Here is a 14,330-nt window from a genome sequence, read left to right as displayed (position 1 = left end):
GTTCACGCCGGATGCTTTGGACGCGATTGCTGAGCAGGGGATTATTCGGGGGACGGGTGCGCGTGGGTTGCGGGCGATCATCGAGGAGGTGTTGTTGTCGGTGATGTATGAGGTGCCTTCGCGTGAGGATGTGGGGCGGGTCATCATCACGCGGGAGTCGGTGCAGGAGCACGTCAACCCCACCATCGTGCCCCGTGTCCACAGGGAGCGGGAGCGCCGCGACCGGTCGGCCTGACCGGCCGGGACCCGGACCGGCGCGCGGAACACGCGCCCTCCTGAGCCTTCGCCGTCCGCGCTCACGGTGTGAGACTGCTGGGGGAGGTGGTCACATGGACGGTACGGCCTCGGTCAGCGAGAACGAGCTGTTGTTCGAGGAGCTGGTCAGATCCGTGCACGACTGCGCCCCGATCGAGGTCCTGGAACTCGCGGACCGCTACGGCGAGCAGATCGGGCTCAGCGGCATCACCCTGCACCTGGTCGACCTGCAACAGCGCCTCCTCATCCCCCTGACCGGGGGCCCGGCCCTGGACGTCGACGCCACCGTGGCCGGGGAGGCCTACCGCTCCGAGACGCTGCGGCTGGTCGAGGACGACGGGGAGCTGAGCCTGTGGCTGCCCCTGCGCGACGGGGCCGACCGCATGGGCGTGCTGCACGTCAGGACACCGCTGCTGGACGAGCCCACCCTGCGCCGCTGCCAGGCGCTCGCCTCGCTGCTGACCCTGACGGTCACCTCCAAACGCGCCTACAGCGACACCTACGTCCTGCGCACCCGCACCCGGCCGGTGGAACTGCGCACCGAGATGCTGCGGGCCTTCCTTCCGCCGCGCACCCTCGGCACCTCGCGCGGGGTGTCCACCGCGGTGCTCGAACCCGCCTACGAACTGGGCGGCGACGCCTTCGACCACTCGATCACCCAGGACGTCCTGCACGCCTCCATCCTCGACGCGATGGGCCACGACCTGGCCTCCGGGCTCACCGCGTCGGTGGCCATGGCCGGGGCCCGCGGCGCCCGGCGCAACGGCGCCGACCTCGGCGAGCTGACCACCAGCGTCGAGCAGGCGCTTGTCGACTGGCTGCCCGAACGGTTCTGCACAGGGGTCTTCACCACCCTGAACCTGTCCACCGGCGAGTTCTCCTGGGTCAACTGCGCCCACCCCGCGCCCCTGCTCCTGCGGCGCGGCCGCCTGCTGGAGGACGCCCTGGAGCGGGACCCCGAGGTCCCACTCGGTATCGGCGACGTCCTGGCGGCCGAGCCGCGCGCCGTGCACCGGATCCAGCTCGAACCCGGCGACCGGGTCCTGCTCTACACCGACGGGGTGACCGAGGCGCATGACAGCGAGGGGCGGATGTTCGGCCCCGAGCGGTTCGCCGACTTCGTCATCCGGGCCACCGCCGCCGACGAACCCGCCCCCGAGACGCTGCGGCGCCTGGTCCACGCCATCCACGACCACCAGCACGGCAACTTCACCGACGACGCCACCATCATGCTGCTGGAGTGGCACCCCGACGGCGATGTCGTGCCCCGCCCCCGGCGCGGCTGAGCACGCCTCCCGCGTCGGGAGCCGGGCGCCGGGACCGGGTCACCACATGGCCAGCACGCGGCTCGGGCCTCCGGAGGCGTCCAGCCCCGGCATGACCCCGATGCTGAGCAGCGCCCCGCTCGGCGGCAGCTGCTCCAGGCCGGTCAGCGCCTCCAGCCCCCACCGGTCGGCGCGCCCCACCACCTCGTGTGCGGGAAAGTCGGTGGAGTCGCCCGGATCGGTGCTCAGGGTGTCCACGCCCACCCCGACGGCACCGCGCTGGGAGAACAGGAACTCACAGGCCTCGGGGCCGAACCCGGGAAAGTGCCAGGAGCCGTCCTCGGCCACGCCGCGCACCGCCTCGTCGCCCCGGGCCCAGCGGGCGCTCCACCCCGAGTGCATCAGCACCGCCGCGCCCTCGGGAACCCGGCCGTGCACCCGCTCGAAGGCCAGGACGTCCTCCACCGTCACCGTGGTGTCGGGGTCCTCGGCGGCGCGGGCGCGGATGTCGATCACCGCGGCCGGGGCGACCAGCTCGTGCGGCCGGATGTCCGGGACCAGGCGCCCGCCGCCGATCACGTGCCCCGGCGCGTCCAGGTGCGTGCCCGAGTGCTCGCCGAACGTCCACCGCTGCACGTAGAAGCCGAACTCCCCCTCGGGCACGGGGTCGCCGATCCTCTCCCTCCGGGGCTTGTCCTCGTCCCAGGAGGGTATCGACGGGGAGAGCACGTGGCTGAGGTCGGCCACCCTCCGAAAGCCCCTCGGCCACGGGCGCGGGCCGGTCGGCGGGCTGGGCGGCCCGGCGGGGGCCGACGCGGCGTGGCCGGTCCGGGAGCGGACGGTCTCACCGGTTCCGTGCAGGCACATGGAAACCCTTTCGTCTCATGGCATCCCTTCCCGTATGCCCGGCCGCCGCGGCCCCGCAACCTGATCCCGCCCGCCGGTGTCGGCCGTCACCGCACCGGGTACTGCCGCTACCGGGTCCGCCGGCGGCTCCTGCCGCCACGGCCCGGCCTTCTCCGCCCCCGCACACCCGAGGACGTCCATGCCCCTGGAGCGCAGCGCCGACTGGTGGAAGTCCAGCGTCGTCTACCAGATCTATCCGAGCAGCTTCAACGACAGCGACGGCGACGGGGTGGGCGACCTGCCCGGTGTCATCGAGCGGCTCGACTACCTGGAACTGCTCGGCGTGGACGTGGTCTGGCTGTCACCGGTCTACCCCTCGCCCTGGGACGACAACGGCTACGACATCAGCGACTACCTGGACATCCACCCCATGTTCGGCACCCTGGCCGACTGGGACCGGCTGCGCGACGGGCTGCACGAGCGCGGTATGCGCCTGGTGATGGACCTGGTGGTCAACCACACCAGCGACGAGCACCCCTGGTTCACCGGATCCCGCTCCTCGAAGGACTCGGACAAGAGGGACTTCTACTTCTGGCGTCCCGGCCGCGACGGCGGCCCGCCCAACAACTGGGGCTCGGTCTTCTCCGGACCGGCCTGGACCCGCGACGAGGCCACGGACGAGTACTACCTGCACCTGTTCAGCAGCCGCCAACCCGACCTGAACTGGGAGAATCCCAAGGTGCGGGCGGCCGTGCACGACGTGGCGCGCTGGTGGCTGGACCGGGGCGCCGACGGCTTCCGCATGGACGTGATCAACTTCGTCTCCAAGACCCCCGAGATGCCCGACGGCCCCCTGGCGGGGGACCACGGCGTCTTCGCCGAGTACGCCCTCAACGGCCCCCGCCTGCACGAGTTCCTGCGGGAGCTGCACCGGGAGGTGTTCGAGGGCCGCGACGTGCTCACCGTCGGGGAGATGCCCGGCGTCGACGTGGAGCAGGCCCTGCTGCACACCATGCCCGAGCGGCGTGAGCTGTCCATGGTCTTCCAGTTCGAGCACGTGGACCTCGACCACGGGCCCGGCGGCAAGTTCGACCCCCGGCCCCTGGACCTGCGCCGCCTCAAGCGCTCCCTCAACCGGTGGCAGACGGAGCTGGGGGAGCGGGGATGGAACAGCCTGTACTGGAACAACCACGACCAGCCCCGGGCGGTGTCGCGCTTCGGCGACGAGGCCCACCGCGTGGAGTCGGCCACGGCGCTGGCCACGACCCTGCACATGATGCGGGGCACTCCGTACGTCTACCAGGGCGAGGAGCTGGGCATGACCAACGCCCACCTGGCCGACATCGCCGACTACCGGGACGTGGAGACGCTCAACCATCACCGCGCCGTGGTGGAGACCGGGAGGGTGGACGAGGAGACCGCGATGGCGGCCATCGCCCGTATGAGCCGGGACAACGCGCGTACGCCCATGCAGTGGGACGCCTCGCCGGGCGCAGGGTTCACCACGGGCACCCCGTGGATCGGGATCAACCCCAACCACACGGAGATCAACGCGAAGGCCGCCGTCGCCGACCAGGACTCGGTGTTCCACTACTACCGGCGCCTCATCGCGCTGCGCAAGGAGCACCCGGTCGTCGTGCACGGCGCGTTCGAGCCCCTGCTGGAGGAGGACCCGGCGGTGTACGCCTACACCCGCGCACTCGACGACCGCGTGCTGCTGGTGGTGGCGAACTGGAGCGCCGACACGGTGCCGCTGGAGCTGGACCCCTCCGTCGCCGGACGCGACCCGGTCCGCCTCATCGGCAACTACTCCGACGAGGGGGCCTTCGCGCCGCTGCGGCCCTGGGAGGCCCGCGTCCACCTGGGGAGCTGACGCCGAACACCCCGCGACGGGGGCCCGGAAGGCGCGCGGAGCGCCAACCGGCGTCCACCGGTTCCCGACCCGTACGGGGGCGTCGGCGCCGGGCACGCGAAGCGCCCGGCCGGGAGCCCCGACCGGGCGTGCGCGCCGGCTGTCCGCGGGTCGGCGGACGGCCGGACGGCGCGCTACTTCTTCCTGTGCTCCTCCATCTGAAGGGCGAGGCCGAGCGCGAAGAACGTCGGGGGCCACTCCCCGATGAAGATCCCCCACCGGTCGGCACGGTCCAGGCCGGCGTTCTCCTGCTTCTTGGAGACGGCCCAGCTCAGGAAGGAGAGGCCGATGGAGACGAATCCGGCTGCGTAGGCCATCTCGGACTTGACGCCCATCTCGGAAAGCTTGGAGATCATGCTGCTCCTCAGTGGTGGTGGAACGGAACGTTCCTTCGGCCACTGCCCAGGTCGGGCCCCGGAAAGCTCCACGGCAGGTCAAAGCTGTGCCAGGTGCAGTGCAGGAACACGGCCGGTACTCCCTTCTTCAGGTTCAGAACTTTTGAAATCCGGCTGAGGTGAGGTTAGACTAACCTTGGTTCTGTCGGGATTCTCCCGTTCTGTCCTCCGTGTTCCCCCTCGGGTTCCCCCTGCGCGGAAACGGCCCGTCGGCTGAGACGCGCCTCTCCCCGTAATGAAGAAAGCAGTGTGAGCATGGCCTTCACCCTCCGCCGCGCCGCCGGCACCGGAGTCGCCACCCTCCTCGCCCTCAGCCTCGCCGCGTGCGGCGGCGCGCCGGAGGAGGACACCGGAGGAAGCGCGGACTCCGGCGGCGAGTTCCCGGTCAGCATCGACAGCGCACTCGGAACCGCCGAGATCCCCGAGCGGCCCGAGCGCGTGGTCACCCTCGGCCAGGGCTCCACCGAGACCTCCATCGCCCTGGGCGTCGTGCCCGTGGGCATGGAGAGCTACGAGTGGGGCAGTGACGAGACCGGCTACATGCCGTGGATCCACGAGGCCGTCACCGAGGCGGGCGAGGACCTGCCCGCCCAGTTCACCGGCGCACAGGACATCGACTTCGAGGCCGTCATCGGGTTGGAGCCCGACGTCATCCTCGCCCCCTGGTCCGGCATCACCCAGGAGCAGTACGACATCCTGAGCGACATCGCCCCCACGGTCGCCTACCCGGACCTGCCCTGGAGCACCGACTGGGACCAGCAGATCGAGATCATCGGCGAGGCGCTGGGGCAGCCCGAGGAGGCGCAGGGCCTCATCGAGGACATCGAGTCCCAGTTCGAGGAGGCCAAGGCGGCCAACGAGCAGTTCGCCGACCTGACCTTCTCCTACATCTACACCGACGGCCCCGGCACCCTCGGGGTGTTCCTGCCCGACGAGCAGCGCGTCGCCATGGTCCGCAACCTGGGTCTGACCGTCGACCCGGTCGTGGAGACCCTCCCCGAGGCGGAGGGCACCGACTCGGCCGTCATCGGCCTGGAGAACGCCGACAAGCTCTCCGGCAGCGACCTGGTCTTCACCTTCTACACCGACGCCGAGACCCGCGCCGAGATCGAGGCCCAGGAGCTGTACGCGTCCATCCCCGCCATCGAGAACGGCGCGGTGGTCGCGGCGGAGGACACCTCATTCGTCACCGCCTCCTCGATCATCAACCCGCTGACCGTGCCCTGGGTCATCGAGCGCTACGTGCCCCTGATCGAAGAGGCCGCCGCGAACGCCGAGGGCTGACCGATCCCATGGTCAGGGTGAAGACACACACGGAACCGCCCCGGACGGGCCCCGCCCGCGCCGTGCTCATGCTCGGCGCGGGCGCCGCGGCCCTGGCCGGGGCGGTCCTGCTCAGCCTCGTCATGGGCAGCAGGCCCACCCCGCCCGCGGAGGTGTGGGCGGTGTTCACCGGAGGCGCGGACCCCTTCTCCGCCACCGTGGTGGAGAGCCGCTACCCGCGCACCCTCCTGGGCGTGGTCGCCGGGGCCGCCCTGGCCCTGGCGGGCACCCTCATGCAGGGCATCACCCGCAACCCCCTCGCCGACCCCGGACTGCTGGGCGTCAACGCCGGTGCCGCCGCCGCGGTGGTCACCGCCACCGCCCTGTTCGGCTCCACCTCGGTCACGGGCACGGTCTGGTGGGCGCTGCCCGGGGCACTGGCGGCCGGACTGGCCGCCTACACGGTGGACAGCCGGGGCGGCGACGGAGGCATGGTCCGCCTGGTCCTGGCGGGAGCGGTGGTCTCCGCGGTGCTCACCGCCTACGTCCAGGCCGTGGCGCTGAGCATGCCCGAGACCTTCGACAGCTACCGCTACTGGGTGGTCGGCTCCCTGGGCGGACGCGGCTACGACGTCATCTGGTCCGTGCTGCCCGTCATAGGCGCCGGCACCGCTCTGGCGCTCCTGGTCTGCGGCGGCCTCAACGCCCTGGCCCTGGGCGAGGAGGCCGCGATCGCCACCGGGGCCAACACCGTGTGGACCCGCTCCGCCGGGCTGGTCGCGGGCACCATGCTCGCCGCCGGTGCCACCGCGGCCGCCGGACCCATCGCCTTCGTCGGCCTGGCCGTACCCCACGTGGTACGCGCCCTGGTCGGCGTCGACTTCCGCCTGCAGGTGCCCTTCTCCCTTCTCGTGGGCCCCACCCTGCTGCTGGCCGCCGACGTCGTCGGCCGCACGATCGTGCGGCCCACCGAGCTCATGGTCGGCGTGGTCACCGCCTTCGTCGGCGCACCGGTACTGCTGTACGCGGTCCGCAGGATGCGGAGTACCTCATGACGCGAACCACCCCCTCCACCACGAGAACGGCCCCGCCGGGCCGGGCCGGGGAGCCGGCCGGGGCCGCCGCATCCTCCCCGCCCGTGCTGAGGCTGGGACCGGTCGCCCTGCCCGTTCACCCGCGCTCGCTGCTGTGGGCGGCCGTGCTCCTGCTGCTTCTGGCCGCCGCCGCGGCCGCCACCCTCTCCCTGGGCGGGCTCGGCGTCCCCCTCACCCGCCTGCCGGCCGTCGTGGCCGGAGCGGGCGGGGCCACCGAGACCTTCGTCCTCGAACGGCTGCGCGGACCCCGCCTGACGGTGGCCGCGGGTACCGGCGCCGCCCTGGGCCTGGCGGGCGCGCTCTTCCAGTCCGTCACCCGCAACCCCCTGGGCAGTCCCGACGTCATCGGCCTGGGCGCGGGCGCCGGAGCGGGCGCGGCCTTCACCGCCCTCGTCCTGCCCGGTGTCGTCCCCGTACCGCTGGGCGCCCTGGCCGGTGCCGCCCTGGCCATGGCCGTCGTGGCCACGGCGACCGGGACCGGGCTGCGCCACCCCGGTCGCCTGATCGTCGCCGGCATCGGCGTGGCCGCCATGGCGCAGGCCTTCACCCACTTCGTGGTGTCGGTCATGGCCCGCGACCAGGCCGGCGTCCTGTCCGCCTACGTCAACGGCAGCCTGGGTGCCCGCTCCTGGGAGCACGCCGCCACCATCTGGGTGGCCCTGGTCCTGGCGGTGCCCTTCCTGGCGGCGCTGGCCGGGCCGGTCACCGTCAACGAGATGGGCGACGAGCTCGCCGACGCCCTGGGCGCGCGGGCCGCCCCCACCCGCACCGCCGCCGTCGCCCTGTCGGTGGTGCTCTCCGCCGCCTCGGTGAGTGTGGCCGGCCCGATCGCGTTCGTGTCCCTGACCGCGCCGCAGATCGCCCGCAGGCTCTCCGCCGCGCCGGGCCCCAACCTGGGCCTGTCGGCGCTGGTCGGAGCGCTGCTGCTGGTGGCGGCCGACCTGGTCGTGCAGCAGTCCCCGGTCGGAGGCGGGCTGCCGGTCGGCATCTTCACCATGGCCTTCGGCGGCGTGTACCTGGGTTACCTGTTGATTCGTGAATGGCGAAGGGGTGTGCTGTGAGTCCGGTGCTGTCCGCGGAGGACCTGACCCTGGGGTACGGGACCGAGCCGGTCGTCCGCGACCTGAGCCTGGAGGTGGGCGAGGGCGAGTTCACCGTCATCGTCGGCCCCAACGGATGCGGCAAGTCCACGCTGCTCAAGGCGCTGGGGCGGGTGAACAAGCCCATGTCGGGCAGGGTGCTCCTGCACGGCCGGGACGTGCGCGGCCAGCGCGCCAAGGCGGTCGCCCGACGGCTGGCGCTGCTGCCGCAGAGCCCGGTCGCCCCCGAGGGCATCACCGTACGGGCGCTGGCCGCGCGCGGGCGCTTCCCCCACCACACGCTGGTGCGGCGGTGGAGCCCGCAGGACGAGACGGCGATCCGGCGCGCGCTGGAGCTCACCGGCCTGGCCGACCTGGCCGACGTCCAGGTGGGCTCGCTCTCGGGCGGGCAGCGCCAGCGCGCGTGGGTGGCGATGGTCCTGGCCCAGGACACCGGTATCGTCCTGCTGGACGAGCCCACCACCTACCTGGACATCGCCCACCAGTACGACCTGCTGGAGCTGTTCGCCGACCTGCACCGGCAGGGGCGCACGGTGGTCGCCGTCCTGCACGACCTGGCCCAGGCGGCCCGGTTCGCGACCCGCCTGGTGCTGATGGACCGGGGCCGGGTGGTCGCCGACGGCCCCCCGGAACAGGTGGTGACCGTGCGGCTGGTGGAGGAGGTGTTCGGGCTGGCCTGCGACGTGGTGCCCGACCCGCGCACCCGCACGCCCCTGGTCATCCCGCACGAGCGCGCCTGAGGCGTGCCCGCGCCCCGCCCCGCCGGGGCGCGGGCGGCACGTCCGTCAGTCCCGCCGGGCCTTGTACTCCTCCCAGTGGGAGAGCAGGGTGTCGTGGTAGTCGTCCAGCCAGGCCATGTAGTCGTGCATGTTGCGCAGCCGGTTGCGGGCGTGGGTGCTCAGGCCGGGCAGGCGCTCCAGCGCCGACGCGGCCAGTTCGCGCTGCCGCTTGAGGTAGGAGCGCTCGTTGCGCAGGAATCCGCCCCAGACGTCCTCGTCCATGGTGACCAGGCGAGAGCGGCCCTCGGGGGAGGCGACCAGGTCCACGAACCCCATCTCGCGCAGGCGGCGCACCGACTGCGACACCGATCCCCGGCTGACCCGGGCGCCGTCGGCGATCTCCTCGGCGCCCACCGCCTCGCGGTCGGCGATGAGCAGGTAGCCCACGATGCGCCCCTCGGCCCGGGGGCGCCCCTGCGACTGCCAGTACTCGGAGAACCGCCGGACGAAGTCGTCGCGCTCCAGGTCCTGGTCCTGTTCCTGGTCCGTCTGGGTGCTCTCCGCCATGAGGGCCACGATAACGCGTGGAAGCACCGTTCCGGCGGGCCCCGGGCCCGGCCCGGCGCCGGGACTCCAGCACGCGCGACAGTGCCGCCCGGGCGTCCTTGCGGGTCCGCGCGCGGTACGGTCGGCGTGACACAGGGAGGGCCGGACGGTGGAGATGACGCTGGAGCAGGCCTCGCGCCTGGCCGGACGGGCCCACGCCGGGCAGGTCGACCGGGCCGGGCGGCCCTACGCCGAGCACGTGTTCGCGGTGCGCGACCTGCTCGCCGCGCACGGGGAGCGCGCGCAGATGGCCGGCGTGCTGCACGACGTGCTGGAGGACACCCCGGTCACCGCCGACGACCTGCGCGAGCGGGGCTGCCCGGAGGAGGTCGTGCGCGCGGTGGAGTCGGTGACCCGGCGCGCGGGGGAGCCCTACGAGGAGCTGGTGCGCCGCGCCGCCGCCGACCCCCTGGGCAGGCTGGTCAAGCTCGCCGACAACGCCCACAACTCCGACGAGGGCCGCCTGGCCGCGCTGCCCGAGGACACGGCCGGGAGACTGCGCGCCAGGTACGCCCGCGCCCGGCGGATCCTGGAGGAGGCCGAGGGGGAGGGCACAGGTGAGGGCGGGTCCTGCGGGGAGCCGCTGCCGTACGCCACGCTCCTGGTCCTCTACACCGACCGGGTCGAGGAGTGCCGCGCCTTCTACACCCGGCTGGGCCTGCGGTTCGTCCGGGAGAGGCACGGCGAAGGACCCGAGCACCACGCGGCCGAGCTGCCCGGGGGCATGGTCTTCGAGATCTACCCGGCCACCGCCGCCCGCTCCACGGGCGCGGTCCGCCTCGGGTTCACCGTGGACGGGCGCCGGGCCCTGCCGCCCCTGGAGCCGGGGCGCCACGTCCTCACCGATCCCGACGGGCGCAAGGTCGACCTGCGCGTCGTGTGAGGGCGGGCCCGTGAGCGCGCGCGTGCGCAAGGTACCAGCCGGTCGGTATGCTGTCCCGGCCGGTAGACGACGGGGTACGAGGTGGGGCAGGACATGGCGCGAGTACAGCAGGCGGCCGAGACCGAGACAGCGGGCGGATCCGTCCCCGAGCGCCTGCTCGGTGCGGCGACCAGGCTGTTCGCCGAACGCGGCTACGAGGGCACCTCGGTGCAGGAGGTCGTCGCCGCCGCGGGGGTCACCAAGGGCGCCATGTACCACTACTTCGGCTCCAAGGACGACCTGCTCTACGAGGTCTACGCGCGGGTGCTGCGCATGCAGACCGAGCACCTGGTGCGGATCGCCTCCCGGGACGGGTCGGTGGTCGACCGCGTGCGCTCCGCCGCGGCCGACGTCATCGTCACCAGCATCGCCAACATGGACGACACCGTCATCTTCTTCCGCTCCATGCACCAGCTGAGGGAGGAGAAGCAGCGCGCCGTGCGCGCCGAGCGCCGCCGCTACCACGAGATCTTCCGCGACATGGTCCTCCAGGGACAGGAGGAGGGGGTCTTCCGCTCCGACGTCCCCGCCGACCTGGTGGTCAACTACTTCTTCGGCTCGGTGCACCACCTGAGCACCTGGTACCACCCGGGCGGGCCCCTCACCGGCGAGGACGTGGGCCGCCACTTCGCCGACCTGCTCGTGGCCGGGCTGCGCCCCGGGGCCTGAGGACGTACGCGACGGGGGCCGGGGACGCCATGTCCCCGGCCCCCGTCCGTGTGGTGGGTGCCTGCTCGGCCTCCGGGGGGCGGTTTCCGCATGCGGGATGTCCGAACGAGGAGGGGCTCCGCGCCGCGGGCGTCCGTCGAGGGCGACGGGCGGGCGGAGCGGAGCCCCGAGAAGGCGCGGTCCGGTGCGGTGACCGCAAAGGTTCGCCGGGCCGGCCCTGTCCGGCGTGGAGCTTCCCGCTCCGCACCCGCAACGGTTACGGCCGGTCCACTACCGGTACTTGCGCAGCTCGGCCCGGCCCAGCGAACGCAGGTGCACCTCGTCGGGCCCGTCGGCCAGCCGCAGCGACCGCACGCCCGCCAGCCACCCGGCCAGCGGCAGGTCCTGGCTGACCCCGGCGGCGCCGTGCGCCTGGATGGCCTTGTCCAGGATCCACTCCACCGTGCGCGGGGTGGCGATCTTGATCGCCTGGATCTCGGTGTGCGCGCCCCTGTTGCCGACCGTGTCCATCAGATAGGCGGTCTTGAGCACCAGCAGCCGCAGCTGCTCGATGGCCACGCGGGCCTCGGCGATCCACTCGCGCACCACGCCCTGCTCGGCCAGCGGCCGACCGAAGGCCACCCGGTCCAGCACCCGGCGGCAGGTCAGCTCCAGCGCCCGCTCGGCCATGCCGATGCTGCGCATGCAGTGGTGGATGCGCCCCGGACCCAGCCTGGCCTGGGCGATGGCGAAGCCCTCGCCCTCGCCGCCGACGAGGTTCTCCGCGGGCACCCGCACGTCCTCGAACACCACCTCGGCGTGGCCGCCGTGGTCGCTGTCGTCGTAGCCGTACACCTTCATGCCGCGCCGCACCGTCAGCCCGGGGGTGTCGCGCGGCACCAGAACCATGCTCTGCTGCTTGTGCCGTTCGGCGTCGGGGTCGGTCTTGCCCATCACGATGAAGACCGCGCACTCGGGGTTGAGCGCCCCGGTGATGAACCACTTGCGCCCGTTGACGACGTACTCGTCGCCATCGCGCACGATGCTGGTGGTGATGTTGGTGGCGTCGGAGGAGGCCACCGCGGGCTCGGTCATGGCGAAGGCGGAGCGGATCTCGGCGTTCAGCAGTGGCTCCAGCCAGCGCTTGCGCTGCTCGGGGGTGCCGAACATCGTCAGCACCTCCATGTTCCCCGTGTCGGGGGCGGCGCAGTTGAGCGCGATCGGGGCCAGGCGGGGGCTGCGCCCGGTGATCTCCGCCAGCGGCGCGTACCTCAGGTTGGGCAGGCCGCCGTGCTCGGGGTGGCCCGCCAGGAACAGGTTCCACAGGCCGCGCTCGCGGGCCTCGGCCTGCAGTTCGCGCACCACCGGCGCGGTCGACCAGTGGTCGTCGCGCTCGGCCAGCTGCCGCGCCAGCACCGCCTCGGCCGGGTAGACGCGTTCGTCCATGAAGGCCAGCAGCCGCTCGCGCAGCTCCTCGGTCTCCTTGTCGTGGGCGAAGTCCATTCAGTCCTCCTTGAGCATGGTGTGCGCGCGCTCCACCAGAGGGGCGACCATCTCGCCGACCCGGTCGAAGCCCGCCCCGACGGTCAGCCCCTGGCTGTGCCGAAGGTGGATGCCCTCGGCGATCACCGCGAGCTTGAAGCAGCCCAGGGCCACGTACCAGCCGAGGCGGGACACGTCGCGGCCGGTCGCGGCGGCGTACATTCCCACCAGCTCCTCGGAGGAGGGGTAGCCCTCGGCGGAGGTGGCGGGCGGCTCGCCCGAGCCCACGGGCTGGCTCTGGTAGACGAGCATCAGGCCCAGGTCCACGAGCGGGTCGCCGAGCGTGGCCATCTCCCAGTCCAGGACCGCGTTGATGCGCCCCTTCGGGGTGACCAGCACGTTGTCCAGCCGGTAGTCGCCGTGCACGATCGCGGGCGCCGACTGCTCGGGCAGCGTGGCGGCGAGCTTCTCGTGCAGTTCGTCGATGCCGGGGATGTCCCGGCTGCGGGAGGCGTCCAGCTGCTTGCGCCAGCGGCGCACCTGGCGCTCCAGGAAGCCCGCCGGGCGGCCGAACTCGCCCAGCCCGACCTCCTCGGGCACCACCGCGTGCAGGTCGCCCAGGGTGGTGATCAGCGCCTCGGCCACCCCGCGGACGGTCTCCGGGCCCAGCGGGGCGATCTCGTCACGGGTGCGGAAGGGGGTGCCCTCCACGTGCTCCATGACGTAGAACGGGGCGCCCAGCACCTCGGTGTCCTCGCACAGCACGTGGGTGTGGGGGACGGGCACGGCGGTGTCGCGCAGCGCGCTCATCACCCGGTACTCGCGGGGCATGTCGTGCGCGGTCGCCAGCACGTGGCCCAGCGGCGGGCGGCGCACCACCCAGCTGCCGGTGCCGTCGGTGACCACGTAGGTCAGGTTGGACTTGCCGCCCGCGACCACGCGGCCCTCCAGCGGTCCCGAGACCAGGCCGGGCACGGCCTCGTCCAGGTACGCGCGCAGGCGCTCCGGGTCCAGACCGGGAAGCTCCTCCTCGGAACGCCGTCCGCTCACGACTCCCCCTCGAAGACCTTGGCCTGCAGGCGGCGCATCCCCGCCAGCCAGCGGTCGGTGTCGGTGGCCCGGGCCGCGTAGTAGTCGGCGACCTGCGGGTGCGGCAGGATCAGGAAGCGCTCGTCGGCCAGGCCGACCATCACCGCGTCGGCGACCTCCTCGGGGGTGATCGCCTCCGGAGCCAGGATGGCCTGCCCGGTCTCGCCGCTGCTCTCCAGCAGGTTGGTGCGCACGCCCAGCGGGCAGATGCACTGCACGGTGATCCCGCGGTCCCCGTAGGTGGCCGCCATCCACTCGCCGAAGGAGAGCGCGGCGTGCTTGGTCACCGAATACGGCGCGCTGCCCAGCATCGTGAGCAGGCCCGCCGCGGACACGGTGGTGAGGAAGCGGCCGCGGCCGCGCTCCAGCCAGCCGGGCACCAGCTCGCGGGCGGCGCGCACGTGCGCCATCACGTTGACCTGCCAGGCCAGGTCCCAATCGGCCTCGGGCGCCTCGGGGCCGCCGCCCACGCCCACGCCCGCGTTGGCCACGTACAGGTCGATGCCGCCCAGGTGGGCCCCGGCCTCGGCCACGAGCGCGGTGACGCCCGCCTCGCCGGCGGCGTCGCCGGGGACGGCCACCCCGCCGATCTCGGCGGCCACGGCCTCGGCGGCGCCCGCGTCCAGGTCGTTGACCACGACGCGCGCCCCGGCTCCGGCGAGCCTGCGCGCGAGCGCGGCGCCGATCCCGTTGCCCGCGCCGGTGACGACGGCTCCGGTGTCGGTCAGGTCCAT

General features: G+C 73.0%; 14 protein-coding genes and 2 pseudogenes. 10 read left to right on the top strand and 6 right to left on the bottom strand.

Annotated features, from left to right (window positions below; all coding sequences use genetic code 11):
- Together A6A08_RS13470 and A6A08_RS13465 are read left to right on the top strand one after the other, a co-directional pair.
- Positions 1 to 235 (top strand): annotated as a pseudogene (locus tag A6A08_RS13470) (ATP-dependent Clp protease ATP-binding subunit ClpX); the annotation flags it as partial.
- 94 nt (positions 236 to 329) lie between these two features.
- Positions 330 to 1,541 carry a PP2C family protein-serine/threonine phosphatase gene (locus A6A08_RS13465; protein ID WP_073702938.1) on the top strand — a complete coding sequence of 404 codons (1,212 nt, stop codon included), beginning with the start codon at positions 330 to 332 and terminating at the stop codon, positions 1,539 to 1,541.
- Positions 1,542 to 1,580: 39 nt separating this feature from the next.
- Here A6A08_RS13465 and A6A08_RS13460 read toward each other — a convergent pair whose 3' ends face one another.
- A complete protein-coding gene (locus A6A08_RS13460) occupies positions 1,581 to 2,387 on the bottom strand; it encodes a cyclase family protein (protein WP_073702937.1) in 807 nt (268 codons plus the stop codon).
- A gap of 178 nt (positions 2,388 to 2,565) precedes the next feature.
- Here A6A08_RS13460 and A6A08_RS13455 point away from each other — a divergent pair, with 178 nt between their 5' ends.
- Positions 2,566 to 4,239 carry an alpha-glucosidase gene (locus A6A08_RS13455; RefSeq protein ID WP_073702936.1) on the top strand — a complete coding sequence of 558 codons (1,674 nt, stop codon included), beginning with the start codon at positions 2,566 to 2,568 and terminating at the stop codon, positions 4,237 to 4,239.
- Positions 4,240 to 4,412: 173 nt separating this feature from the next.
- Here A6A08_RS13455 and A6A08_RS13450 read toward each other — a convergent pair whose 3' ends face one another.
- Entirely contained in the window at positions 4,413 to 4,634 is a 222-nt protein-coding gene (locus tag A6A08_RS13450) for a hypothetical protein (protein WP_073702935.1), read from the bottom strand.
- A 294-nt stretch (positions 4,635 to 4,928) separates the two neighbouring features.
- On the opposite strand from A6A08_RS13450, the gene A6A08_RS13445 reads away from it, so the two are divergent.
- The 4 genes from A6A08_RS13445 to A6A08_RS13430 are packed head-to-tail and all read left to right on the top strand — an operon-like array spanning position 4,929 to position 8,870.
- Positions 4,929 to 5,957 carry an iron-siderophore ABC transporter substrate-binding protein gene (locus tag A6A08_RS13445; RefSeq protein ID WP_073702940.1) on the top strand — a complete coding sequence of 343 codons (1,029 nt, stop codon included), beginning with the start codon at positions 4,929 to 4,931 and terminating at the stop codon, positions 5,955 to 5,957.
- An 8-nt stretch (positions 5,958 to 5,965) separates the two neighbouring features.
- The gene (locus A6A08_RS13440; protein WP_073702934.1) at positions 5,966 to 6,991 is read left to right on the top strand and encodes an iron ABC transporter permease; all 1,026 of its coding nucleotides are present in this window, start codon (positions 5,966 to 5,968) and stop codon (positions 6,989 to 6,991) included.
- On the top strand, positions 6,988 to 8,091 hold the full coding sequence (locus A6A08_RS13435; RefSeq protein ID WP_083609105.1) for an iron chelate uptake ABC transporter family permease subunit: 1,104 nt from the start codon (positions 6,988 to 6,990) through the stop codon (positions 8,089 to 8,091). Before A6A08_RS13440 ends, A6A08_RS13435 begins: the two co-directional genes overlap by 4 nt.
- A complete protein-coding gene (locus A6A08_RS13430; protein WP_073702932.1) occupies positions 8,088 to 8,870 on the top strand; it encodes an ABC transporter ATP-binding protein in 783 nt (260 codons plus the stop codon). The genes A6A08_RS13435 and A6A08_RS13430 overlap by 4 nt, the downstream gene beginning before the upstream one ends.
- A 45-nt stretch (positions 8,871 to 8,915) precedes the next feature.
- Here the strand turns inward: A6A08_RS13430 and A6A08_RS13425 are convergent, their stop codons facing one another.
- A complete protein-coding gene (locus tag A6A08_RS13425; protein ID WP_073702931.1) occupies positions 8,916 to 9,416 on the bottom strand; it encodes a GbsR/MarR family transcriptional regulator in 501 nt (166 codons plus the stop codon).
- A 154-nt stretch (positions 9,417 to 9,570) separates the two neighbouring features.
- On the opposite strand from A6A08_RS13425, the pseudogene A6A08_RS28810 reads away from it, so the two are divergent.
- The 3 genes and pseudogenes from A6A08_RS28810 to A6A08_RS13415 all read left to right on the top strand — a co-directional run.
- A pseudogene (locus A6A08_RS28810) lies at positions 9,571 to 9,891 on the top strand (HD domain-containing protein); the annotation flags it as partial.
- Between the two features lie 147 nt (positions 9,892 to 10,038).
- Positions 10,039 to 10,338: a glyoxalase/bleomycin resistance/dioxygenase family protein gene (locus A6A08_RS28805; protein ID WP_242422554.1), complete on the top strand. Its 300-nt coding sequence runs from the start codon at positions 10,039 to 10,041 to the stop codon at positions 10,336 to 10,338.
- Between the two features lie 93 nt (positions 10,339 to 10,431).
- Positions 10,432 to 11,046 carry a TetR/AcrR family transcriptional regulator gene (locus A6A08_RS13415; RefSeq protein WP_073702930.1) on the top strand — a complete coding sequence of 205 codons (615 nt, stop codon included), beginning with the start codon at positions 10,432 to 10,434 and terminating at the stop codon, positions 11,044 to 11,046.
- A 270-nt stretch (positions 11,047 to 11,316) separates the two neighbouring features.
- Here A6A08_RS13415 and A6A08_RS13410 read toward each other — a convergent pair whose 3' ends face one another.
- From A6A08_RS13410 to A6A08_RS13400, 3 genes are read right to left on the bottom strand one after another with little or no spacing between them, the layout of a single operon-like run.
- Positions 11,317 to 12,528 (bottom strand): acyl-CoA dehydrogenase family protein, encoded by a 1,212-nt coding sequence (locus A6A08_RS13410; protein WP_073702929.1) that lies wholly within the window; start codon positions 12,526 to 12,528, stop codon positions 11,317 to 11,319.
- Complete coding sequence (locus A6A08_RS13405; RefSeq protein WP_073702928.1) at positions 12,529 to 13,557, bottom strand: phosphotransferase family protein; 1,029 nt, start codon at positions 13,555 to 13,557, stop codon at positions 12,529 to 12,531.
- Entirely contained in the window at positions 13,554 to 14,330 is a 777-nt protein-coding gene (locus tag A6A08_RS13400) for an SDR family oxidoreductase (RefSeq protein ID WP_073702927.1), read from the bottom strand. The genes A6A08_RS13405 and A6A08_RS13400 overlap by 4 nt, the downstream gene beginning before the upstream one ends.

The organism is Nocardiopsis sp. TSRI0078 (genome assembly GCF_001905145.1).
In the GTDB taxonomy this organism is placed as follows: Bacteria; Actinomycetota; Actinomycetes; order Streptosporangiales; family Streptosporangiaceae; genus Nocardiopsis.
This window is presented reverse-complemented; position numbering and strand designations above follow the sequence as displayed.